Source organism: Rhodococcus sp. BP-261 (assembly GCF_019835205.1).
In the GTDB taxonomy this organism is placed as follows: Bacteria; Actinomycetota; Actinomycetes; order Mycobacteriales; family Mycobacteriaceae; genus Rhodococcoides; species Rhodococcoides kyotonensis_B.
Genome location: NZ_JABUCO010000007.1, coordinates 182,208 through 204,114, shown reverse-complemented (window position 1 = coordinate 204,114; position 21,907 = coordinate 182,208). Strand labels below are relative to the sequence as shown.

Below are 21,907 nucleotides of genomic sequence, written 5' to 3'. Positions count from 1 at the left end.
CGGACCGTATCTGTCCGCAATCGTACCTACAGTAGTTCTCACCAGCCACGAAAGGACCCGACATGACCCTCACCGGTGAGAAGGCCGACATCCTCCGCATGTTCGCCGACCAGCGCAAGAACTTCCTCTACACCGTCCGCGGCATCACCGACGAGCAGGCGAGGCAGCGCACCACGGTCAGCGAACTGACTCTCGGCGGTCTGCTGAACCACGTCGTCAGCAACGAACGCGGTTGGATGAAGGTCATCGCGGACATGGACGAGAACGCCGAGTTCGACCTGTCGCGCATGGGCACCGAGTACGTCATGGGCCCCGACCAGACCGTCGAAGGGTTGATCGCCGAGTACGCGCGCGTCGCCGAGGCGACGGAAGCCGCCGTCGCCGATATGGATCTCGACATCCAAGTACCTTTGCCGACGGCACCGTGGGCGCCCGAACGTGCCTGGCAGTCAGCACGTTTCACATTGCTGCACATTCTGCGGGAAATCGCGCAGCACGCGGGACACGCCGACATCATCAGAGAGTCGCTCGACGGCGGCAACACGACCGCGGCCATGGCTGCGGAGGCGGGTATGCAGTTCGACTAGTTTGGGTTTGTGACTCCTACAGCTTTGGTGACGGGCGCGAGTCGGGGCCTCGGCGCAGCCGTGGCGAGGCAACTCGCGTCCGATCACGGTGTGTTCCTCGGTGGACGGACGGAAGGGTCGCTGGCCGACATCACGCGAGAACTGCACGGGGCGACGCCGTGGCCCGTCGACCTGACCGATCACGACGCCGTCGCCCGCGCAGCCGGCGAGATCGACTCGCTCGACGTGCTGGTACACAACGCAGGCGTCGCGTCCCTCGGATCCATCGCCGAATCCTCGATCGAGGAGTGGCGTCGCCAGTACGAGAGCAACGTCCTCGCCGTCGTCGCACTGACGCAGGCGCTGCTTCCTGCGTTGCGACGCGCGGGAGGCCACGTGGTCCTCGTGAACTCCGGCGCCGGCTTGCGCGTCAATCCGGGCTGGGGTGGCTATGCCGCGTCGAAGTTCGCGCTGCGCGCGTTCGGCGACGCCCTGCGACAGGAGGAGCCGTCGATTCGCGTCACGTCGATACACCCCGGGCGCATCGACACGGACATGCAGCGAGCGATCGTCGCGCACGAGGGCGACGACTACGACGGCTCGAAGTTCCTGCAGCCCGAGACCGTCGCGCTGGCGATCCGGAACGCCGTCGACACCCCCGCCGACGCGCACCCGACCGAGATCGTCATCCGGCCGCGGTAGGCGGCGTTGCCGCACGCTCACGGACGCCCGGTGAACGGTGCGTTTCGATACGCGAAACCCGTCGACGACCTCGAGCGATCGTCCTAGGGTGGCTGCATGCCACTGTCGAGATCGGAACGAGAAGAATTTCTGTCCGAGCCGCACATCGCGGCACTGTCGGTGTTCGCCGGCAACGATCGAGGTCCGCTGACGGTGCCGATCTGGTACCAGTACAGTCCGGGCGGTGAAGCGTGGGTGCTCACCGGAAAGTACTCGAAGAAGGCCGAATTGATCAGGGCTGCAGGACAGTTCAGCCTCATGGTGGAACGCGTCGAACCTACGGTCCGGTACGTCGCGATCGACGGCCCCGTGCTGCGAGAGGAGCCGGGCTCTCCGGAGAAGTCGCGGGAGATGGCCAGTCGCTACATTGCTCCGGAGAAGGTCGACGGGTATCTCGAGTTCGAGAAGACCCTCGGCGAGCAGGTTGCGTTCTTCCTGAAGCCCGAGCATTGGCTGTCGGCTGACATGGGGTCCATCTAGTGCGGCTGCGCCGCCCGTGCGTGCATAGTTCGCCTCTGGGCCAACTTTCCGCGCACGGGTGCCGCAGGCGCACTGATAGATTTCCGACGTGAGATCACCGGTTCCCGATTACCTGCGCGAAGTCCTCGACAGCCTGGCCGACAACACGAACGGGGAGGTCGCCGACTACATTCCCGATCTGGCACAGGCGAATCCCGACGTCTTCGGAATCGCGGTCACCACCGTCGACGGCCGGACGCACTCGGTGGGCGACGACGAGGTCGAGTTCTCCATCCAGTCCATCTCGAAGCCGTTCGCGTACGCGGCCGCACTGACCGACCGCGGGTTCGACGCCGTCGCCGCCATCGTCGGTGTCGAGCCGTCGGGAGAGGCCTTCAACGAGCTGTCCCTCGAAGGCGGGACGCGTCGACCGAAGAACCCGATGATCAACGCAGGCGCCATCGCGACGCACTCCCTTCTGGGTGCCTCGGTCGACGAACGTGTCTCGCGCGCACTGAGTTTCTTCTCGACGCTCGCCGGGCGGCAGTTGTCCGTCGACGAATCGGTCTGCCGATCCGAATTGGATACCGCAGACCGAAACCTCGCCATCGCGCACATGCTGCGTAACTACGAGATTCTCTCCGACACTGCCCACGCCGTGGTCGAGGGCTACACGACGCAGTGTTCGATCAACGTGACCGTGCGCGATCTCGCGGTCATGGGTGCGACGCTCGCCGCCGGGGGAGTGCGGCCCGGAACCGAAGAACGCATCGTCTCCAGGGCCGTTGCGCGACAAGTACTGTCGGTGATGGCCGGAGCAGGCATGTACGACGCCGCGGGCCACTGGTTGACGACCGTCGGCATCCCTGCGAAAAGCGGTGTCGCAGGCGGTCTTCTGGGTGCACTGCCCGGTCAGGTGGGCATCGGCGTCATGTCACCGCGACTGGACAAGCACGGCAACAGTGTTCGCGGCGTGAAGGTCTTCGAGAGATTGTCCGACGACATGGGCATGCACCTCATGGCGGCCGAGCCTTACGGATCGTCGGCGCTGCGCAGCATGTCCGACACGTCGGGTGAACTGCGCGTCGAGATACAGGGTGCGGTGCGTTTCAGCGGTGCGGAGAGCATCCTCGACGCGTTGTCCCACGACACCGGTACCGGCACGGTGGTGTTCGACGCCTCCCGCGTCGATCGCTTCTCCGACGTCGGCAGGCGGATGCTCCTCGAGGGGATGCGACGCATCAAGCTCGACGGCCGCGATGTGGTCCTCGTCGATCCCGACGGGGTGCTGCCGGACCCCGACCTCGGCGACGGTACGTTCCCGCTGACCCGCTGAGTCAGGACGCCTGCCGAAGCAGGTAGTCGGTGAACGCCGCGGTGACCGACGTGGTGTTGCTCGGATTCGTGACGACGGACACCGTCCGGGTGGGCGCGTCGACCACGTCGATTCTGTGCAACCTCGGGAACAGCGACGCCAACGACGTCGGTAGCAAGGTCACGCCGAGGCCCGATTCCGTCAGTCCGGCAACGATGTCCGAGGAATCGGCTTCGATGATCGTGCCCCGCGGCACCGAGGACTGTGTGAACGCGTAGTCGGTCTGTATTCGGGCCTCGCTGCCTGCCGGCCGGTCGATCATCGTCATGCCGTCCAACTCGACGAGCCTGACGGACCGCCTCCGCGCCCATTCGTGCTCGGCGGCGACGAACAGCGACAACGGTTCGGTCCACAGGGCCGTCGACGTCAGACCCGTGTGCGTGCGACCGGGCGCGAGGCCGACGATCCCCACGTCGAGCGAGCCGTCGGAGACCCCGTCGAGCGTGATCGCGCTGCCTCTGGGGAGTAACGACACCGCCGTGTTGGGGTGAGACGCCGTCAGCGACGCGACCGCTGCCACGACGTCGACACGCGTCAGCGGCACGATCATGCCGACGCGGAGGCGTCGTACCTCGGTGGTCGACGGCGAGACGTCGGCGACCAGGCGCGACACCGACCCCAGAACGCCGTAGGCGCGTTCCAGAAACACGCGACCGGCGTCGGTGACGGTCACGCTTCGGCTCGTTCGAGAGAACAGTTCGACGCCCAACTCGCGTTCGAGGTCGCGGATCTGACTGCTGAGCGCGGACTGCGCCACATGGAGTCGGGCGGCGGCGCGACTGAAATGTTGCTCCTCGGCCACTGCGACGGCGTACTGGATGTGACGGAGTTCCACGCCGGCGATCCTATCTCTCGAAGAGATAGATCGTGCTGATCGATCTATTGGACAGCACAGTCTCTCCAGAGAATGCTGTCACTCGTGAACACATCGTCCAGAGAATCCGGCATCGGCACCCCGGTCGTCGCCCTGATGGCCGTCGCGACCGGCCTGAGTGCCGGTGGCAACTACCTCAATCAGCCATTGCTCGATCTCATCGCCACCCAGTTCGGCGTCTCGCAATCCGCTGCCGCGGTGTCGGTGACCGTTGCACAGGTGTCCTACGCGCTCGGGCTGCTTCTTCTCGTACCGTTGGGTGATGTGGTCGATCGCCGGACGTTGAGCGTCGGACTGATGGTGCTCGCCGCGACGGGGCAGGCGATCGCCGGGTTCTCTCCAGCCCTGTCGTGGCTGTTGGTCGGTACCGCGATGGCCGGATTGTTCTCCGTCGCAGCGCAAGTCATCGTTCCGTTCGCGGCCTCGATGGCGCATCCGTCGGACTCGGGGCGCATCGTCGGTATCGTCATGGGTGGGCTGCTGACGGGGATCCTCCTGGCGCGCAGCATCTCCGGCGTCCTGTCCGGAGTTACCGGATGGCAGGGGGTCTATCGACTGGCGGCGGTACTGATGCTGCTGTCGGCCTTCGGCCTCTGGCGGGTGCTGCCGCGCAACACCACGACTGCCGGCGTCGCATATCTGCCCGCCCTGGCGTCGATGGGCCGACTCGTGCGTCGTCACCCACGGCTGCGCACGCGGTCGCTGCTCGGAGCGCTGTCTTTCGCGTCGGTCAGTACGGTGTTCGCGACGATGACGCTCCTGCTGACCACGAAGTACGGATTCTCTGCAGCCCAGATCGGTCTGATCGGGCTCTCGGGCGTCGCCGGTGCGTTGATGGCGTCGCTCGCCGGTCGCCTGGCCGACCGCGGATACGTGCAATGGGCCACCGGCTCGGGCGTCGTGCTGCTGGTCGCGGTGTGGCTGCTGTTCGCCGCCGGAGGCACGTACTGGCTCGTGTTCGTGCTGGCGTTCGTGCTCGTCGACCTGGCGTTGCAAGGGGTGCACGTCAGCAACCAGAACGTCGTCTACGCGCTGGAGCCGGAGGCCAGGGCACGGATCAACTCGATCTACATGACGACGTACTTCGTCGGCGCGTCGGCGGGATCGGCTGCAGGCACGTTCGCCTGGACGCACTTCGGCTGGTCGGGCGTCTGCGTGACGGGAGCTGCTTTCGCAGTCGTGGCGTTGCTGGTCTGGGTACGGGATCTGCAGCTGAACAAGACCGCGGACCTCGTCACCGTCTAAGGCGCGTCGGTCTTGATGAGCTTCATCGTGATGCGCGAGTCGACGCGGGCGATGGCCTTGTCGCCCATCAGCTGCACCGTCAACCATTGCTCGTAGGCCGCGAGATCGGCGACGCGCACGCGAATGAAGTAGTCGGGGATGCCGAACATGCGCCGGAGTTCGGCAACCTCGGGCATCGCTGCGATCCGATCCTCGAACGCCTGCGTCGTCGCCAGATTCTTCGCGACGAGGTCTGCGTGAATGATGACCTCGAACCCCTTGCCGAGGCGGGTCCGATCGACGATCGCGGAGTACCCGGTGATGATGCCGTCGTCCTCGAGCCTGCGGACACGCCGCAGGCACGGGGCCGGGGTGAGGCCGACGCGGGCCGCCAATTCCTGGTTGGTCAGGCGACCGTTCTCCTGCAGGAGCAACAAGATATGTTCGTCGATCGAATCCACGGGAATATCTTGCGCGTGCATCCCCGTATCGGCAAGGTCGGGCAATAAAATCACGCGCCGAATTTCCTATCCTTGCGTCATGACCGTGCACGAAGAACTGCAGCCGACCACCACGGGATCGTTCGTCGACGCGTTCCGCTCGGCGGGCGTGATCTGGTTCGGGCTGTTCACATTGGGACTCGGCTTCGGCGTCGTCGTGACGTCGCACGGTTTTCCGTGGTGGATCGCGCCGATCATTTCGGGAGTGCTGTTCGCCGGATCGGTCGAGTTCGTTCTCATCGGCATGCTCGCGGCGGCTGCACCTCTGGCAGCGGTTGCGGTGACGACGTTTCTCGTCAATTCGCGACACCTCTTCTACGGGCTGTCGTTCCCGCTGCATCGTGTCGAGGGCCGATTCGCCAAGCTGTACAGCATCTTTGCGCTGTGCGACGAGGCGTTCGCGATGATCACCAGCCACATGCGCAGCGGTCGGATCCTCTGGACGCAGCTGGGACTGCACATGTCGTGGATGGTCGGATCGTTTCTCGGAGGGCTAGCCGGGCACACGGTGCTCGGCGACGTTCAGGGCCTCGATTTCGTGCTGACAGCTCTGTTCGTCGTCCTCGTAGTCGACGCGTACCGGGCGGACCCGAACCGCGTGACGCTCGTGCTTGCCGTGTTGTCGGGTGCAGTCGGGTTGCTGTTCTCGCCCGGGTCGATGCTGGTGGTGTCGATGTGCGTGTTCACGATGACGTTGATCGTTCGGCATGTGAGGAGCGCTCGTGCCTGATTACGGCTATCTTGCGGGAGCGGTCGGGGTGGCCGTTGCGATCACATTTGCATTGCGCGCCATACCGTTCGCGGTTCGCTCGCGGCTACGTGAATCGGCACTGCTGGACTCCATCGGACGGTGGATGCCGCTCGGCGCAGTTGCGATTCTGGCCATGTACGCGCTGTCGTCGATCGACGTCGGCGCTTCGCATCACGGGATTCCGCAGATCGCAGGCGTTCTCGTCACCGCAGGCGTGCACCTCTGGCGACGCAACGTCGCCCTGAGCATCCTCTCCGGGACTGCAGTGTGCGTCGTGCTGCTGAACTGGGTCGTCTAACAGCTGTCGACGCGCGGAATGCCCAGTGCAACAAGGTCGTCGAACAACCGCTCGGCCATTCGCGCGTGGCCGCGGGTGTTCGGGTGGATGCCGTCGGGCGCATAATCGGTCGAGAAGTTCAGCCAACCCTCGGCCCGTGGGTCGAGGAAGGTGACGCCGGTGAGCTGCGCCGCGTCGCGGAGGGTGCGTCGGATCGCGTCGATGTTGTCGTGCTTGGCATTCGGAGCACCCGTCGGCGCGACGACGACGATCCGTGCCTGCGGTGCGATGACGCGGAACGTCGCGTACAAACCGGTGGCCGCGGCGAACAGCCTCGCGTCACCGCGGTCGTTGCCGGAGCCCTGGATGACGATGACGTCGGGCAGCGTCGACGCGGCCTTCGTGACTCGTTGCAGACTGACGAACGGGTTCGGGCTCGCCGCATAACCACTGCCCGACTCGGCGACGAGGTTCGAGTCCCAACAGCCGCGCGCTGCAAGCACGGTGGCGTACCCGGCTCCGGCGCTCGCCCCGACACCGGCGCTGAACGAATCGCCGATGATCGAGACCTTCAGGGGCGGGGTCGCAGCGTGGGCGGTTCCGGTCGTCAGCGAGGTCGCGGCAAATACGACGGCCGCGCACAGCGCCAGCCGGATGCGTCGGCGTCGAGCAGCAGTCTCGGTCACATGTGGATGGTAGGTGTCGGGGTCGCCGGGTTTCCGCTCTTCGCTCGACGGCTTCTGCATGAGTGCCGATTCGTTATGAGACCCGGGTAACACATTGCGACTCTCACCCGACATATTCGTCAGGCAGAACGAAGACACACACCCCCTCGGAGGCTCAGCATGACCGTCGTCAACGATTACTCGAAGCCGGCCACCGAGCTGCCCGATCACACCATCACCGCCTACGCGGCCCCGGCCATCGTGCCCATCCGAGCGACCGGAACCCAGGCACCCGTCTTCTGCATCCACCCGCTCGAAGGCCTGACCAGCTGCTACGCCGAACTCGTCGAACACATCGACGACGATCGCCCCGTCTTCGGAGTCCAGGCAATCGGTGAGCGGCCTGCATCGTTGACTGCACTCGCGGCCCGTTACGCCGACCACATCCTCGACGTCCACACCGACGGCCCGCTGCATCTGCTCGGCACGTCGTTCGGCGGACTGCTCGCGCACGCGGTGGCCGTCGAGCTGCAAGCCAGGGGCGTGGCGGTCGACAGCCTGGTCCTCGTCGACAGCCGTCCGCTCGCCCACCGCCCTCAGCCGGACCTGCTGTCGCGCATGGGTGACGTCATCGACCGCAGCCGCGCCGAGGAACTACTCGCCGTCGCAGCCCACAACGAGGAGTTGGCCACCCGCCACTTCCCGGGAGTCTTCGTCGGAAAGGCCTTCGTCGTCTCCGGCGTCGAATCCGACGGCGGACCGGCATGGCACGCGTTCGTCAGCGGAACCGTCGCCAAGTACCTGGTTCCCGACGCCTCGGTCTTCGGTCTCGTCGGGCCGTTGGTCAATCGATTCTTCTGAAATTTACCCTCCTATTGTGCGGTTTCGAGCCCGGATTCCGCACAATAGGAGGGTAAATTTCGGCCGCGCGGACTACAGAGCCAACCGCTCCAGCAGCGGCGCGATCGGCCCGAGGTCGATGCATCCACTTCCGGCTGCTCGTTCGGATGCCGCCGGCAACAACGCCTCGTGAACGCGCTGCATCGAATCCCTATGTCCCACAGCGAGTGCCGCCACACCCGTCAGGTACCAGCACACCTCCGACATCAGGTCGTGCGGCGGATCGGGAACGGAATCGAGCACTTTCGGCTCGAACAATCCACGCGCCCACGGCTCGTAGGGCCCGAAATCGCCGTCGGGCAGCGGCTTTCCGTTCCGCACGGCGACTGTCAGATCGGACAGTGCGTGCAACCCGGTCACGAAACCCGGCATCTCGGCCGTCTCCACAGGATCCGGTCCGTCCTCGAACGTGTACCGGAACCACGCGATGAACACCGACGCCAGGGGACGATCGAACCGCTGAGCCAACCCGTCGATCAGGTCTGCTTCCCTCGAAGCGGCTGGGATGTCGTCGAGCGCGCACAGTGACTGCATCCGGTACAGCCGACCGGCGATCTCGAACGTCGACAGTTCCGCCTCCACCGCGAGCTCCACTGTCTCGTCGGCTATGTCGCATCGGTCGCGCGCCAGACCAGTCGACTCGAACGCCTGCAGGTAGCGCGCGCCGAGCGTCAGGCACAGCAGCGCGGGGTCGCCGAGCCGTCGGGCAATGGCCTCCGCTTCCACAGCCTCCGCCATCCGACTCCCCACCCCGCGGGATTCCATCGCGATGGTCGAAAGCAACCGCGCACGAACACGTTTCGACGCCGACGCCGGCAATCCTGTGAGCGCCCGGTCCGCTGCGGCGACGATCGCGGCGGACAACTCCGAATCGTCCGACCGCGTCCAGCTGCCGGGAACGTCGTAACCGACGATTACCCGTGCGGTCAGTTCCGGGTCGCCCACCTGCTCGGCCGCGGCGATCGTCGCGAGACGTTGTTCGGTCGCCGCACCGACGGATCCCGACAGGGCAAGCAAAGGCACGAGCGCAGAGGCACTTTCGAGCTGTGACCGTGTGCTCGGCCGAGACTGCTCGGCTACCTGCATCAGGATGGAGCCGCTTCGGTCGAGTCCCGGATCGCGGTTCAGGATTCGCTGTTCCATGTCGCCCAGACGATCACTCGGATCCAAACCGAGTCCCTCGGCGAACGTCACGCGGGCACGGCGCAGCACCGCAAGCGCATCCGCCTGTCGCCCCACGCGATACAACGCCAGGGCGAGGATTCGCCATCCTTCCTCACGCCACGGGTGCTCGTCGACGAACGCGTCGACTAAGGGAACCACCGCACCCGGACGCCCCTCGTCCAAGAGCTCGCCCGCGCGCCGCTCCGTCATTCCTGCTCGAAGCTCGGCATTCCGAGCACGCTCCCCGGCCGCCCAGGGACGCGTCGCGAATTCGTCGAAAGCCGTTCCGCGCCACTCGTCGAGGCCGGCTTCTCCCGCCTCCACCCGCCACAGGTCGACGCTGCACTGTTCGAGCGCATATCCGGATCCTCGCGTCACGACGACAGCCGACGCCGCCCGCGGCGGACGCGTCGGCTCCAGGATCCTGCGGAGTTCACCGATGAACGTGCGGACGGATCCGACGGCGCCGGCGGGGGCGTCGTCCCACAGGTCGTCGACCAGGCTGGACGTCGACACCGTGCGTCCGCGCCCCACCACCAACAAGCTCAGAATCTCGCGGTGCCGCGGTTTCGACAGGGGCACTGCCACGCCGTCGATCTCCGCCTCGACCTGGCCGAGAACGCGGATTCGTAGCTCGCTCACCGGCCGAATTCTAGTGTGCGCTGATCGAGTGCTGATCGGACCGCGCGACGATCGGGGCATGGATCTGAAACTCTCCGGCAAGTCGGCGTTCGTCAGCGGGTCGACGCAGGGAATCGGCTACGCGGTCGCCCGAACACTCGCCCGAGAAGGCGTCGACGTCACCCTCAACGGCCGCGACCGCGACACACTCGCGACGGCCGTCGAACGCCTACGGCGCGACGCACCCGGTGCATCCGTCGACGGCATCGCAGCCGACTTCTCCGACGACGAGCAGGTGAACCGACTGTGCAGCACCATCGCCGACGTCGACATCCTCGTCAACAACGTCGGCCTGTTCGAGCTGAAGGCGTTCGACACCATCTCCGACGCCGACTGGCGCCGCTACTTCGACGTCAACGTCATGAGCGGGGTGCGGTTGTCGCGCCGACTGCTACCCGCCATGCTCCACCGAGGCTGGGGCCGTGTCCTGTTCGTGAGCAGTGAGTCGGGCGTGAACGTCCCGGCGGACATGATTCACTACGGCACGTCGAAGTCGGCGATGCTGGCCGTCGCCAACGGCCTCGCCAAGCTCACGAAAGGCACTGCGGTGACGGTCAATTCGGTGCTCGGCGGCCCGACGTACTCGGACGGCGTAGCACGGACGGTGGAAGCCATCGCCGATGCACAGTCCATACCCGTCGCCGAGATGAAGGCCGCGATCATGGCCGGCAACCCGACGTCGTTGCTGCAGCGGTTCATCGAGCCCGACGAGATCGCGAACATGGTGGCGTTCCTCGCCAGTCCCGCAGCGTCCGCTACGAACGGCTCGGTAGTGCGCGTCGACGGGGGAATCTAGTGCGCCTGCGGCGCATCACGGCACGGGCGTCGGGGCGAGACTATTGCCGACCGGGATGGTGGCGCAGTTGCTGTGCGTCGGCGATCCCGCGAAGCGTTCGGTCAGGAACTGCAGGCCCTGAGCTTCGAAGGGCAGGAACGCTTCTCCGTGCGTCAGCCCGTCGTACTGCGCGTACTGAACATCGACGCCGTCGGTGCAGTACTGGTGCGCGAGCGCTTGCACATCGGCGGTGATCATGATGGTGTCGCCGATCGGATCCGCGTGACCCACCGCAAGGAACATCGGGGTCCTCGGTGTGCCTGCCGTGCCCATGATGTTGTCGTTGATGGCCTCGACGACTTCCGGCACATCCAGCAGCGAGGTGTACGGCGCGCGCACCATGCTCGCGTCGGTCAGGGTGGGGTAGTCGTCGGCGAACTGCGCGATGCACTCCTGGTCGACTTGATCGATCACCTGTGCACCGTACTCGGACAGGAACGACGCGGTGTCGAGTCCGTATGCGCGCTGGTACGCCACGATCAACGCCGGAATGACGCCCGCCCACTGCGCACTTCCGCTCACGTACGGCAGGTTGTGTGCCAGATCGACGGGCAACCCACCCGCCGCGATTCCGACGAGATTCAGCTCGGGCGCGTACGTCGGCGCGACCTCGGCGCCCCACTGCGTCGGCACCGATCCGCCTGAATAGCCGATCATCGCAACGGGTGTCGACGACGGGACCTGCAGGAACGACTGAGCCGCACGGATGCCGTCCAGCGCCGCGTACCCCGACTGACGCCCGATGGTCCATTCGAGCTCTTCGCCTTCGTAATCCGGTGCGACGACGGTGTATCCGGCAGCCAGATAGCCGGCGATGACGCCTTGCTCCGCGGTCGCGATCGGGCTCGTCGCACCGCCGCTGAGCGTGTACGACGGGTCGCACTGAGAACCGAGGGCGTCGTACGCCATGTGGTACGAGACGATCTTCGTCGGCCCGGGAACGAGGGGTCGCAGAACCGTCGCCACGGTCACGACGGCGTCACCCTGCTGATCGGTGGTGCGATACAGCACCTGCTCACCCCGGATGGGCGTGGTCAGCGTGGGCGTCGCGAACGTCATCGGCCGGGACCGCAGGACGGCTCCCGGCGCGACGTCGAGCGAGGAGTCCCAGCTGTAGAACGGGTCGTCGGCCGGAATGGGCGAGCCCGGCCCCGGGTCGGCCTGCGCGACGAGAGCGCTTGTTCCGACGACGAAGGCAATCAACGTGAGGACGAGCGCTTTACCGACCTGTGACATGGAACGAATTAAAGCGCATGCCAAGAATCTCGGCTGTGCATTCACACGAAAAGGGTGAGAGTGCGGCGTCGCCACCCGTGCGCGGAAAGTTGCAGCGGAGGCCGACTTTCCGCGCACGGGTGCGTCAACGCACTATTTCACGACGATGTTGACCATCCGACCCGGGATGACGATGACCTTGGTCGGCGCCTTGCCACCCAGCAGAGCAACGATCTTCTCGTCTGCCAGCGCGGTCTTCTCGACGTCGCCGTTGGTGGCATCCGCGGGCACGGTGATGCGGCTACGCACCTTGCCGTTGACCTGGATGGGGTAGTCGACGGTGTCGGCGACGAGCCACTTCTGATCGGCACGCGGGAAGGGTCCGTGCGCGAGCGAACGGTCGTGTCCGAGACGCTTCCACAGCTCCTCCGACAGGTGCGGAGCCATCGGGGCGAGCATCAGGATCAGCGGCTCGACGACACCGCGTGGGGCGCCGTCCGGGTACGCCTTCGTCAGATGGTTCGTCAGCTCGATGAGCTTGGCACCGGCCGTATTGTCGCGCAGCGCAGTGTAATCCGCTTCCACACCGTCGATGACACGGTTGAGCACACGCAGTGTGTCCTCGGTCGGCTTGTCGTCGGTGACGCGGACAGCGCCGGTCTCCTCGTCGAGCACGAGACGCCACACGCGCTGCAGGAAACGCTGTGCGCCGACGACGTCCTTCGTCGCCCACGGGCGCGACGTGTCCAGCGGACCCATCGACATCTCGTAGACACGCAAGGTGTCGGCTCCGTATTCGGCGAAGATGTCGTCGGGAGAGACCGAGTTCTTCAGGCTCTTGCCCATCTTCCCGTACTCCCGGTTGACCGGTTCTCCCTGGTAGAAGAACCCGCCGTCCCGCTCCTCGACCTCGTCGGCCGGCACGTAGACACCGCGCGCATCGGTGAACGCGTACGCCTGGATGTAGCCCTGGTTGTACAACCGGCGGTACGGCTCGCTGGAGCTGACGTGTCCGAGGTCGAACAGCACCTTGTGCCAGAAACGCGAGTACAGCAGGTGCAGCACCGCGTGCTCGACGCCGCCGACGTACAGGTCGACACCGCCGGGGTCGTTCGGTCCGTGCAGCTCGGGACGCGGTCCGACCCAGTACTTCTCGTTCTCCGGGTCCGCGAACGTCTCGGAATTGGTCGGGTCGATGTAGCGCAGCTGGTACCACGAGCTGCCTGCCCACTGCGGCATGACGTTGGTGTCGCGGCGGTAGGTCTGCAGGCCGTCACCGAGATCGAGCTCGACGTTCACCCAGTCCGACGCCTTGGCCAGCGGCGGCGACGGCTCGGAGCTCGCGTCGTCGGGATCGAAGGAGACCGGGGCGTAGTCCTCGACCTCCGGAAGTTCTACGGGCAGAACCGAATCCGGCAGTGCGTGAGCGTTGCCGTCCTTGTCGTAGACGATCGGGAACGGCTCACCCCAGTACCGCTGACGCGCGAACAGCCAGTCGCGCAGCTTGTACTGGATGGTGCCGCGGCCCTTGCCGTCCTCCTCCAATTTCGCGACGACCGCAGCCTTGGCGTCGTCGACCGAAAGTCCGTCCAGGAAACCGGAATTGACCAACGCGCCGTCGCCGACGAAAGCAGCTTCGGTGACATCTCCGCCCGAGATGACCTCACGGATGGGCAGATCGAACTTGGTTGCAAACTCCCAGTCGCGCTGATCGTGACCCGGGACGGCCATGATCGCGCCGGTACCGTACCCGGTGAGCACGTAGTCGGCGATGAAGACCGGAACCTGCTCTCCGTTGACCGGGTTCTCGGCATAGGAGCCGGTGAACACACCGGTCTTCTCCTTGTTCTCCTGACGCTCGAGATCCGACTTCGCGGCGATCGACGCGCGGTAGGCCGCAACGGCTTCCGCAGGAGTGGCAGCGCCTCCGGTCCAGACGGCAGGCACGTCGGACGGCCACTCGGCCGCAACCAGGCCGTCGACCAGATCGTGTTCGGGAGCGAGAACGACGTAGCTGGCACCGAACAGGGTGTCGGGGCGCGTCGTGAACACCTCGATCCCCGAGAACGAGACCTGCGCGCCGCGGGAGCGGCCGATCCAGTTGCGCTGCATGGTCTTGACCTTGTCAGGCCAGTCCAGGTACTCGAGGTCGTCGATCAGCCGGTCCGAGTACGCGGTGATGCGCATCATCCACTGCCGCAGGTTCTTTCGGAACACCGGGAAGTTGCCGCGGTCGCTGCGGCCGTCGGCGGTGACTTCCTCGTTCGCCAGCACGGTGCCCAGACCCGGGCACCAGTTGACGAGCGAGTTGGACTCGTAAACGAGGCGGAACCCGTCGAGCACCGACGCGCGCTCACCGGCACTCAACGACGACCAGTCACGGCCGTCCTCCAGCTGCCGTGAGCCGTCGGCGAATTCCTTCTCGAGCTCCGAGATCGGACGCGCCTTCTTCACGTCGACGTCGTACCACGCATTGAAGATCTGCAGGAAGATCCACTGCGTCCAGTGGTAGAAATCGACGTCTGTCGTCGCGAGCGAACGGCGACGGTCGTGTCCGAGCCCGAGGCGACGCAGCTGACGGCGCATGTTGGCGATGTTCGCCTCGGTGGTGGTGCGGGGGTGCGTGCCGGTCTGAACGGCGTACTGCTCGGCCGGCAACCCGAAGGCGTCGTAACCGAGAGCGTGGAGAACGTTCCGTCCGTGCATCCGGTGGAACCGCGCGAAGACGTCCGTCGCGATGTACCCGAGCGGGTGTCCGACGTGCAGACCGCTGCCCGACGGGTACGGGAACATGTCCTGAACGAAGAGCTTGTCCTGAGGCACGTCACCGGCAAGCGGGCCGACCGGGTTCGGGGCGTCGAACGTGCCCTGCTCGTCCCACAGGTCCTGCCACTGCTGCTCGATGCGCCCGGCCACATCCGCGGTGTAGCGGTGCTCGGGAGTTGCGTCCACTGGATCAATCACGCAACCAGAGTAGTGGGGTCCATCGGGCCGCCTGGTATGAGGACCCGTGGTGGCCGTATCCTTACCGGCGTGATCGTCGTGTCGATACTGCTCTTCGTACTCGCTCTCGTCGTCGGCTCCGTCGCCGCCGCGAGCCTGACGGGCAAACTCCCCCGTAACCGCTGGGCAGGTGTCCGTACCGCAGAGTCGATGCGTGACGACGAAACGTTCGCCATGGCCAACAAGGTGGCCGGTCCCACCACGGCCGCGTCGGCACTCCTGCTGCTGATCGGCGGCGCCGCCGGCCTCATGCTGAGCGGGGTGTTCGCCGTCGTCGCGGTGGTGGCCTGCTTGATCGCGGCGTTCGTCACCGCGGGTGTCGGTGGTTCCATCGGCGCCCGCGCCGCCGCCGCGAAGCCGGTCGAGGAGACGGGCGGATGCGGGCACTCCTGCATCTCCTGCAGCCTCAAGGATGCGTGCGCTCCGAGCTGATGCCGGGAGCGGAGCCTGCGGAGTGAGCAAAATCCGATGTCGGGAGCGGAGCCTGCGGAGTGAGCAAAGCTGAACCGGCGATGAAGCAACGGACGTTCGATCCGGCAGGCGTTGTTTTCGGCGTCTTCCTGCCGATCGCGGCAGGTGTGTTCGGGATCGTGCTCACCCGGATCTGGCGCCCACGCCTACCCGACCAGATCGCGACGCACTGGTCCGGCACGGCTCCCGACGGCTTCACCAGCCCGACGACCAGCTCCATCACCCTCGCCATCATCGTGATTCTCGTCGGCGGTGGCTGCAGCGCGATCGCGTCGCTCGCGCATGCCCTTCTGATCATGCGCAGAACCATGCTGATGATCGGCTCGACCGTCGTCGGCCTGATCGTCGTACTGCAGGTAGCCATCCTGTCGCGCCAGCTGGACGTCACGGACGTCACGACGATCGAGATTCCCGGCTGGGCGCTCGCCTTCGGAACCGCCGTCGGGTTCGCCGTCGGCCTTCTCGGTGCGTCGCTGCTGCGTGACTACCGCGATCGCGTCGTCGCCACCGAGCCGCCGCCCTCGTCGCTCCCACGCGCCGACGCGGACCTGCCGATCGTCGAGCCGCTTGGTGCCGGCCGCGTCGGGACCATCGTGCTCTTCGCGATCGTCGCTGCCGCGGCCGTCCTGACCTGCTGGCTGGTCGAGTCGTGGTGGCCACTGGCCATCTTCGTCCCGCTGGCGATCCTCCCGGTGTCGCTGATGCGCTACGAACTCGTCGTCGACCGTGCGGGTCTGCACGTGCGCAGCCTCGGAATGGCGGCGTTCGACTACTCGATCGACGAGATCACCGGAGCGTCGGTCCGCGAGGTCACTCCGTTCGAGGACTTCGGAGGGTGGGGCCTACGCGTCAAGGGACGCGGCAACTACGCCGTCGCGACCGCGAAAGGTCCCGCGGTGTTCGTGACGTTCGCCAACGGCCAGCGCCTGACCATCACCACCAAGCACGCAGAACGTATTGCCGGGGCACTCAACACGCTCGCGTCCTCCCGGTGATTCGCCGAAAACAAACCGATCGCCGTTTTTGTCGTTTAGGCTCTTTTTCAACCACTGGGTGACGACTGGAGGCTCGCACGAACGAGAACAGGCCGTCGGCACAGGACGCTGTCTCACGTAGCCGACCCGCGAGTCATCGTCGGCCGAACACCTATTCGGTTCGTGCCGTACTGACGGAGTGGTACACCCAGCCGTTCGACTACGAATGGATCGTCTCCCATCGGTCGACGCGTGGACTGCACGGACCACTTCGAATCGTGTTCGGTTCAGCGACACTGCTGTTCGCTGCGTCGTCCATCCTGATGTTGTTCTCCTCGCGCGGGCCGCAGGGATTCTGGGCACAGGCGTGGGTCGGCGTCATGCTGCTCGTTCAGCTCGCCGTCGCGCTGCGGTGCTTCTTCGGTCCGCTCCCCGTACGACGCGATTTCATCGGTTTCGCCGTGTTCGGAGACCTCGGGTTGACGTCCGTCCTGGTGCTCTACGAACCGATCGGGGCCTTGATCGGGTGCTGCCTGTTCGTCGTCACCGGCGCGCTCTGCACCTACTTCTGCAGCCCGAGGTTGCTGCTCGCGCATCTGATCTGGTGTGTGGGCTTGATCGTCGTCATCACCATTCGTGCGTGCCTGTCCGTCGAAGAAGACATTGCGACGATCCTCGCCGCGGGTCTCGTCGTCCTGGCCGTCAACGGCGCGATCCCGTTGTTCGCGCACATCGCGTGGACCGCGATCGGTCGTGACGCGCGGCGGTCCCTCGTCGACCCGCTCACCGGCCTGCTCAACCGCCGGGGCCTCGAGGACGCGGCCGAGGAACTCGTCTCGTTCAGTCAGGAACTCGGGCAGTGTCTCGTCGTTCTCGTGATCGACATCGACCGCTTCAAGCAGGTGAACGACTACTTCGGCCACGACACGGGAGACCGCGTCATCGTCACGGTGTCGGACCGTCTGGCCGCGCTCTTCGACCGGGACGGCCTCGTCGCGCGGACGGGAGGGGAGGAATTCGTCGTCGTGTTCCGCGCGCCGTACGAGACCACTCATGCTCGCATCGGTCAGGTGGGCCACGCTCTGTACCGGCGCGACGATCAGGTTCCCGTCACCGTCAGCGTCGGCGCTGCCATCATCGCTCGACCCGGCGAGATCTGGGGCGGGGAAACATCGGTGGTCACCCGGGCCACCCGCGCCGCGGACTCGATGATGTACCAGGCCAAGTACGACGGCGGAAACCGCACCGCGTCGACATTTCTCTGACGACGCGATGCGGTTCGGTTTCATCCGGCGATCAGCCGCCGGTCACAGGTCCGTTCCACCCGCACGGGATGGCACTTGCCGGCGTGCCTTCCGGATCGAGCGCGTTCTTGATGATGCCGATTGCCCTCGGGGACACCGAGATCGACAGGTGGTCCGAGAAGTCGACGCCACAACCGTCCTGGAGCAGAACATTGTTGACGGTGGCACCTTCACCGGCGGTGAGGAACGTCGTCTTGTACGGAGTCACCACCTCGTCGAAGCGAGTTCCGATGACCGTGTAATCGATGCCGGGTTCGGTGTCGCCGCCCGCGTCGAGTGCCTTGACGAGCGGTGAGTCGATCACCTGATCGGATGCCGCGGGTCCGGCGATGGCGCCCACGAGACCGAGCACGTTCAGTCCGAGGTTGTTGATCGTCCGGCCCAACGAGCCGATGCCGACGAGAGTGGTTCCGTGATTGGATCCGGCGACACTGACGACCGTGCCGACCTTGTTCTGGCTCGGGTCGGCCGGGTTGGCTCCGCCTTCGAATCGAAGGTACTGCCTGGTCACCAGACCACCCTGCGAGTGACCGACGATGTCGACCTTGTCCGCCCCGGTGCGAGCGAGGACCGCGTCGACATACGTGGCGATTTCCTTGGCACTCTCGGCGACAGGGCCGGTACCACGGATGGACTTGACGTGTCCGAGTCCGCTCGAATCGGTGTCACCGTAGTTCAACGCGAACACGCAGTGACCCGCTTCCTTCAACGCCGGCGACAGACGCGCGAAGTTGTTGTACGCGTTCTCCCACGTACCGTGAAGCAGGACAACGGGATTCGGGTGGGCCTCGGTCGGCTTGCAGTTCCAGTCGTTGGCGCCCTGCGGTGCCACGTCAGGATGGACGATGTTGTAGAGGAACCCGGCGATGAAGTTCTTCTGCACCGGGCCGTAGCCGACGGTTTCGCTCTCCGGATCGTAGGTGGATCGTGCCTCGGACGGCACCTCGGAGATGTCCGGGCGCTCGATTCCCTGTTCCTCGGCCTTGGGCCGCTCCTCCTCGCTACCCTCCGGAGGGACTACCTCTGTCCCGTCCTCGGTGACGACCGCCGGCGGCGCCGGTTCCTCGGCGGGTTGCGCCGATGCGACGGACATACCCGCGCACATGATCGCGGCCGACAGCGCGGCAACGGACGCGGTAGTTCGGGACATGTTTCCAGCTCGGACTCTTCTGATCGACATTCTTCGTCTGCTCTCTACTGACGGCATCACGCGAAAGTTGCCGTGGCTGCATCGATTACGACACGAATCGACGAGATCTCGAGAAATCCCGTGAAACGTCTCGGGGTCGAACCAGGTAAGTACGCAGCATGAACGGCCCCCCGGACCTCAACCCCCCTGTGGCACAACGTCGATGCTGTCCGCTGAACCTCGCCACACAGTAGAGCGCAACGACGAGCGCGCGGAAGTCATTGCGCGACTTTCGGGACATCCACGCTTCGTGCCGATCTCCGGTTGGGGTCGGTCACAAGGTCGCGTGCGTCAGCGCCGACCGTCGGGGATATCGTGAGCCGAGTGAACGTTCTCCGACAGGCTCGTCCCGACGGCTTCGTCCTCGGCATCTTCGCCGTGGCCGGGCTCGCCAGCATCTTCCCGGCCACCGGCACGGCAGAAGACGTCCTCGGATGGGCGACGAAGATCGCGATCGGCCTCCTGTTCCTCATCTACGGCGCACGACTGTCCCCGCAGGAGGCGTGGGAAGGCGTCAAGCACTGGCGGCTGCATTCGGTCGTACTCGCGATGACGTACGTGATCTTTCCGTTGATCGGGCTCGCGCTGCGGATTCTCGAACCGACCATCCTGACGCAGGACCTCTACACCGGCATCCTGTTCCTCTGTCTCGTGCCGTCGACGGTGCAGTCGTCGATCGCGTTCACATCCATCGCGAAAGGCAACGTCGCCGGTGCCGTCGTCAGCGCGTCGTTCTCGAACATCGTCGGCGTGTTCGTGACACCACTGCTCGTGATCCTGCTCATGAACACGTCGGGCGATGCCCACGTCGACGCGTCGTCGATTCTCGACATCGTCGCCCAGCTGCTGATTCCGTTCCTCGTCGGCCAGCTGATCCGGCCGCTCGTGACCGGTTGGCTGTCACGGCACTCCAAGCCCACGAAGATCGTCGACCGGGGTTCGATCCTTCTCGTCGTGTATGCCGCATTCAGCGAGAGCATGAACCAGCACGTCTGGTCGTCGGTCTCGGTGTGGCGCATCGTGGCAGTCGTCGCCACCTGCATCGTGCTTCTCGCGATCGTCCTCGCACTCACCTCCGTCATCGGCCGCGCGCTCGGATTCACCCGCGCCGACCGCATCGTCCTGGTGTTCTGCGGCTCCAAGAAGAGCCTGGCCAGCGGACTGCCGATGGCGTCGGTTCTGTTCGCAGGCCAACCCGTCGGCCTGATCGTGTTGCCGCTGCTGCTGTTCCACCAGATCCAGCTCATGGTGTGCGCGGTCCTGGCCCAGCGCTACGCGCGCGCTTCGCCTGTCGAGGGTGATGCGGAGCCCGCTCCGCGGGGTTAGCGTCAGGTCACACCCCTATGACTTGGAGGACGACGTGGCCCGTAAGAAGCATCCGAACGGCGTGATCTCGGCGGCCTACACCGGCAGGCTCGCCACGAATCCGGTACCCGCGCTCCGACTTCCGGACGAGCAACTCGACCCCGACGCCGCGTACCGATTCATCCACGACGAACTGATGCTCGACGGCTCCTCCCGCCTCAATCTGGCCACCTTCGTCACCACCTGGATGGATCCGCAGGCCGAGATGTTGATGGCCGAGACGTTCGACAAGAACATGATCGACAAGGACGAATACCCGGCGACGGCGTCGATCGAGGAACGCTGTGTCAACATGGTCGCGGACCTGTTCCATGCGCCGGGCCTCGACCCGGAGGATCCGTCGTCGGCGACGGGTGTGTCGACGATCGGTTCGAGCGAAGCGGTCATGTTGGCGGGTCTCGCCTTGAAGTGGCGCTGGCGCGCACGGGTTTCCGACAGCTCCAGACCGAACCTCGTGCTGGGGAGCAACGTTCAGGTCGTGTGGGAGAAGTTCTGCCGATACTTCGACGTCGAACCGAAGTATCTGCCGATGGAGCCCGGTCGCTACGTCATCACGCCGGAGCAGGTGCGAGAAGCCGTCGACGAGAACACGATCGGCGTCGTCGCCATCCTCGGAACCACGTTCACCGGCGAGCTCGAACCGGTGTCGGAGATCTGCGACGTCCTCGACACCATCGCGGCGAGCGGAGGACCGGACGTTCCCGTCCACGTCGACGCTGCCAGCGGAGGTTTCGTCGTCCCGTTCCTCCACCCGCACCTCGAGTGGGACTTCCGGCTTCCGCGCGTGAAGTCGATCAACGCAAGCGGGCACAAGTACGGATTGGTCTATCCCGGAATCGGTTTCGCCGTCTGGCGCACGAAAGAGGACTTGCCCGAGGACCTCGTGTTCCGCGTCAACTACCTCGGTGGTGACATGCCGACCTTCACGTTGAACTTCTCACGCCCGGGCAATCAGGTCGTCGGGCAATACTACAACTTCCTCCGTCTAGGCCGGCCCGGCTACACCGACATCATGAAAGCGTTGCGCGACACCGCCGTTCGGATCAGTGCGCACCTGGCTGCGCATCCTGACTTCGTCGTCGTGACCGACGGTAGTGCCATCCCGGTCATCGCGTTCACGCTCACCGGCGAGCACCCGTACACCGTCTTCGACATCTCCCACGAACTTCGAGCCCGCGGATGGCAGGTGCCCGCCTACACGATGCCGGACGACGCGACCGACGTCGCCGTGCTTCGTATCGTCGTGCGCGAGGGCTTCAGCGCGGATCTGGGCCGGTTGCTGTGCATCGCGATCGACGAGGTGATCGAGCAGCTCAATGCGTCGGCTGCAGGCGAAGGGCACTCGACCGCAGCGCATTTCGCCCATTAGTGCGG

General features: G+C 65.5%; 21 protein-coding genes. 14 read left to right on the top strand and 7 right to left on the bottom strand.

Features of this window, described 5'->3' with window-relative positions; translation table 11 throughout:
• The first annotated feature begins 62 nt into the window (after positions 1 to 62).
• The 4 genes from HQ354_RS11350 (at position 63) to HQ354_RS11335 (ending at position 3,102) form a co-directional block, all read left to right on the top strand.
• Positions 63 to 587: a DinB family protein gene (locus tag HQ354_RS11350; RefSeq protein WP_167678031.1), complete on the top strand. Its 525-nt coding sequence runs from the start codon at positions 63 to 65 to the stop codon at positions 585 to 587.
• A 9-nt stretch (positions 588 to 596) separates the two neighbouring features.
• A complete protein-coding gene (locus HQ354_RS11345; RefSeq protein WP_222634497.1) occupies positions 597 to 1,268 on the top strand; it encodes an SDR family oxidoreductase in 672 nt (223 codons plus the stop codon).
• A 96-nt stretch (positions 1,269 to 1,364) separates the two neighbouring features.
• Positions 1,365 to 1,787 carry a pyridoxamine 5'-phosphate oxidase family protein gene (locus tag HQ354_RS11340; RefSeq protein WP_222634496.1) on the top strand — a complete coding sequence of 141 codons (423 nt, stop codon included), beginning with the start codon at positions 1,365 to 1,367 and terminating at the stop codon, positions 1,785 to 1,787.
• 88 nt (positions 1,788 to 1,875) lie between these two features.
• Positions 1,876 to 3,102, top strand: a complete 1,227-nt coding sequence (locus HQ354_RS11335) for a glutaminase (protein ID WP_222634495.1) — start codon at positions 1,876 to 1,878, stop codon at positions 3,100 to 3,102.
• Between the two features lies 1 nt (position 3,103).
• Here HQ354_RS11335 and HQ354_RS11330 read toward each other — a convergent pair whose 3' ends face one another.
• Positions 3,104 to 3,976 (bottom strand): LysR family transcriptional regulator, encoded by an 873-nt coding sequence (locus HQ354_RS11330; RefSeq protein WP_222634494.1) that lies wholly within the window; start codon positions 3,974 to 3,976, stop codon positions 3,104 to 3,106.
• Between the two features lie 72 nt (positions 3,977 to 4,048).
• On the opposite strand from HQ354_RS11330, the gene HQ354_RS11325 reads away from it, so the two are divergent.
• On the top strand, positions 4,049 to 5,260 hold the full coding sequence (locus HQ354_RS11325; RefSeq protein WP_222634493.1) for an MFS transporter: 1,212 nt from the start codon (positions 4,049 to 4,051) through the stop codon (positions 5,258 to 5,260).
• On the opposite strand, the gene HQ354_RS11320 is transcribed toward HQ354_RS11325, so the two are convergent.
• A complete protein-coding gene (locus HQ354_RS11320) occupies positions 5,257 to 5,721 on the bottom strand; it encodes an Lrp/AsnC family transcriptional regulator (RefSeq protein ID WP_261769122.1) in 465 nt (154 codons plus the stop codon). The genes HQ354_RS11325 and HQ354_RS11320 overlap by 4 nt on opposite strands.
• Before the next feature lie 58 nt (positions 5,722 to 5,779).
• Here HQ354_RS11320 and HQ354_RS11315 point away from each other — a divergent pair, with 58 nt between their 5' ends.
• Entirely contained in the window at positions 5,780 to 6,469 is a 690-nt protein-coding gene (locus tag HQ354_RS11315) for an AzlC family ABC transporter permease (RefSeq protein ID WP_222634491.1), read from the top strand.
• Positions 6,462 to 6,788 carry a branched-chain amino acid transporter permease gene (locus tag HQ354_RS11310; protein WP_222634490.1) on the top strand — a complete coding sequence of 109 codons (327 nt, stop codon included), beginning with the start codon at positions 6,462 to 6,464 and terminating at the stop codon, positions 6,786 to 6,788. Before HQ354_RS11315 ends, HQ354_RS11310 begins: the two co-directional genes overlap by 8 nt.
• Here HQ354_RS11310 and HQ354_RS11305 read toward each other — a convergent pair.
• The gene (locus HQ354_RS11305) at positions 6,785 to 7,453 is read right to left on the bottom strand and encodes an SGNH/GDSL hydrolase family protein (protein WP_308115171.1); all 669 of its coding nucleotides are present in this window, start codon (positions 7,451 to 7,453) and stop codon (positions 6,785 to 6,787) included. The two genes, HQ354_RS11310 and HQ354_RS11305, sit on opposite strands and share 4 nt — an antisense overlap.
• Positions 7,454 to 7,612: 159 nt before the next feature.
• On the opposite strand from HQ354_RS11305, the gene HQ354_RS11300 reads away from it, so the two are divergent.
• Positions 7,613 to 8,293 (top strand): thioesterase domain-containing protein, encoded by a 681-nt coding sequence (locus tag HQ354_RS11300; RefSeq protein ID WP_222634488.1) that lies wholly within the window; start codon positions 7,613 to 7,615, stop codon positions 8,291 to 8,293.
• 72 nt (positions 8,294 to 8,365) lie between these two features.
• On the opposite strand, the gene HQ354_RS11295 is transcribed toward HQ354_RS11300, so the two are convergent.
• Positions 8,366 to 10,138, bottom strand: coding sequence for a BTAD domain-containing putative transcriptional regulator (locus tag HQ354_RS11295; RefSeq protein ID WP_167678041.1), 1,773 nt, complete (start codon positions 10,136 to 10,138; stop codon positions 8,366 to 8,368).
• Between the two features lie 58 nt (positions 10,139 to 10,196).
• Between HQ354_RS11295 and HQ354_RS11290 the strand changes: the two genes are divergently transcribed.
• On the top strand, positions 10,197 to 10,973 hold the full coding sequence (locus HQ354_RS11290; protein WP_068430040.1) for an SDR family NAD(P)-dependent oxidoreductase: 777 nt from the start codon (positions 10,197 to 10,199) through the stop codon (positions 10,971 to 10,973).
• A gap of 15 nt (positions 10,974 to 10,988) precedes the next feature.
• Here the strand turns inward: HQ354_RS11290 and HQ354_RS11285 are convergent, their stop codons facing one another.
• Both HQ354_RS11285 and leuS read right to left on the bottom strand, forming a co-directional pair.
• Positions 10,989 to 12,248, bottom strand: a complete 1,260-nt coding sequence (locus HQ354_RS11285; protein WP_157105388.1) for a lipase family protein — start codon at positions 12,246 to 12,248, stop codon at positions 10,989 to 10,991.
• A gap of 132 nt (positions 12,249 to 12,380) precedes the next feature.
• Complete coding sequence (leuS, locus tag HQ354_RS11280) at positions 12,381 to 15,191, bottom strand: leucine--tRNA ligase (protein ID WP_222634487.1); 2,811 nt, start codon at positions 15,189 to 15,191, stop codon at positions 12,381 to 12,383.
• Between the two features lie 69 nt (positions 15,192 to 15,260).
• On the opposite strand from leuS, the gene HQ354_RS11275 reads away from it, so the two are divergent.
• The 3 genes from HQ354_RS11275 (at position 15,261) to HQ354_RS11265 (ending at position 17,940) form a co-directional block, all read left to right on the top strand.
• On the top strand, positions 15,261 to 15,662 hold the full coding sequence (locus tag HQ354_RS11275; protein WP_068429594.1) for an SdpI family protein: 402 nt from the start codon (positions 15,261 to 15,263) through the stop codon (positions 15,660 to 15,662).
• Between the two features lie 80 nt (positions 15,663 to 15,742).
• Complete coding sequence (locus HQ354_RS11270; RefSeq protein ID WP_167678065.1) at positions 15,743 to 16,696, top strand: DUF1648 domain-containing protein; 954 nt, start codon at positions 15,743 to 15,745, stop codon at positions 16,694 to 16,696.
• Positions 16,697 to 16,953: 257 nt separating this feature from the next.
• Positions 16,954 to 17,940 carry a GGDEF domain-containing protein gene (locus HQ354_RS11265; RefSeq protein ID WP_308115170.1) on the top strand — a complete coding sequence of 329 codons (987 nt, stop codon included), beginning with the start codon at positions 16,954 to 16,956 and terminating at the stop codon, positions 17,938 to 17,940.
• 31 nt (positions 17,941 to 17,971) lie between these two features.
• On the opposite strand, the gene HQ354_RS11260 is transcribed toward HQ354_RS11265, so the two are convergent.
• A complete protein-coding gene (locus HQ354_RS11260; RefSeq protein WP_261768667.1) occupies positions 17,972 to 19,129 on the bottom strand; it encodes a triacylglycerol lipase in 1,158 nt (385 codons plus the stop codon).
• A gap of 363 nt (positions 19,130 to 19,492) precedes the next feature.
• On the opposite strand from HQ354_RS11260, the gene HQ354_RS11255 reads away from it, so the two are divergent.
• Positions 19,493 to 20,494: a bile acid:sodium symporter family protein gene (locus tag HQ354_RS11255; protein WP_068429599.1), complete on the top strand. Its 1,002-nt coding sequence runs from the start codon at positions 19,493 to 19,495 to the stop codon at positions 20,492 to 20,494.
• A gap of 34 nt (positions 20,495 to 20,528) precedes the next feature.
• On the top strand, positions 20,529 to 21,902 hold the full coding sequence (locus HQ354_RS11250) for a glutamate decarboxylase (protein ID WP_308115169.1): 1,374 nt from the start codon (positions 20,529 to 20,531) through the stop codon (positions 21,900 to 21,902).
• Positions 21,903 to 21,907 lie beyond the last annotated feature (5 nt).

What these genes read in the sequence shown, in the direction of transcription:
- HQ354_RS11350 (WP_167678031.1), top strand. Translation starts at nt 63, where the DNA reads ATGACCCTCACCGGTGAGAAGGCCGACATCCTCCGCATGTTCGCCGAC.
- HQ354_RS11340 (WP_222634496.1), top strand. Translation starts at nt 1,365, where the DNA reads ATGCCACTGTCGAGATCGGAACGAGAAGAATTTCTGTCCGAGCCGCAC.
- HQ354_RS11325 (WP_222634493.1), top strand. Translation starts at nt 4,049, where the DNA reads ATGCTGTCACTCGTGAACACATCGTCCAGAGAATCCGGCATCGGCACC.
- HQ354_RS11320 (WP_261769122.1), bottom strand. Translation starts at nt 5,721, where the DNA reads ATGCACGCGCAAGATATTCCCGTGGATTCGATCGACGAACATATCTTG.
- HQ354_RS11315 (WP_222634491.1), top strand. Translation starts at nt 5,780, where the DNA reads ATGACCGTGCACGAAGAACTGCAGCCGACCACCACGGGATCGTTCGTC.
- HQ354_RS11300 (WP_222634488.1), top strand. Translation starts at nt 7,613, where the DNA reads ATGACCGTCGTCAACGATTACTCGAAGCCGGCCACCGAGCTGCCCGAT.
- HQ354_RS11290 (WP_068430040.1), top strand. Translation starts at nt 10,197, where the DNA reads ATGGATCTGAAACTCTCCGGCAAGTCGGCGTTCGTCAGCGGGTCGACG.
- HQ354_RS11285 (WP_157105388.1), bottom strand. Translation starts at nt 12,248, where the DNA reads ATGTCACAGGTCGGTAAAGCGCTCGTCCTCACGTTGATTGCCTTCGTC.
- HQ354_RS11270 (WP_167678065.1), top strand. Translation starts at nt 15,743, where the DNA reads ATGAAGCAACGGACGTTCGATCCGGCAGGCGTTGTTTTCGGCGTCTTC.
- HQ354_RS11260 (WP_261768667.1), bottom strand. Translation starts at nt 19,129, where the DNA reads ATGTCCCGAACTACCGCGTCCGTTGCCGCGCTGTCGGCCGCGATCATG.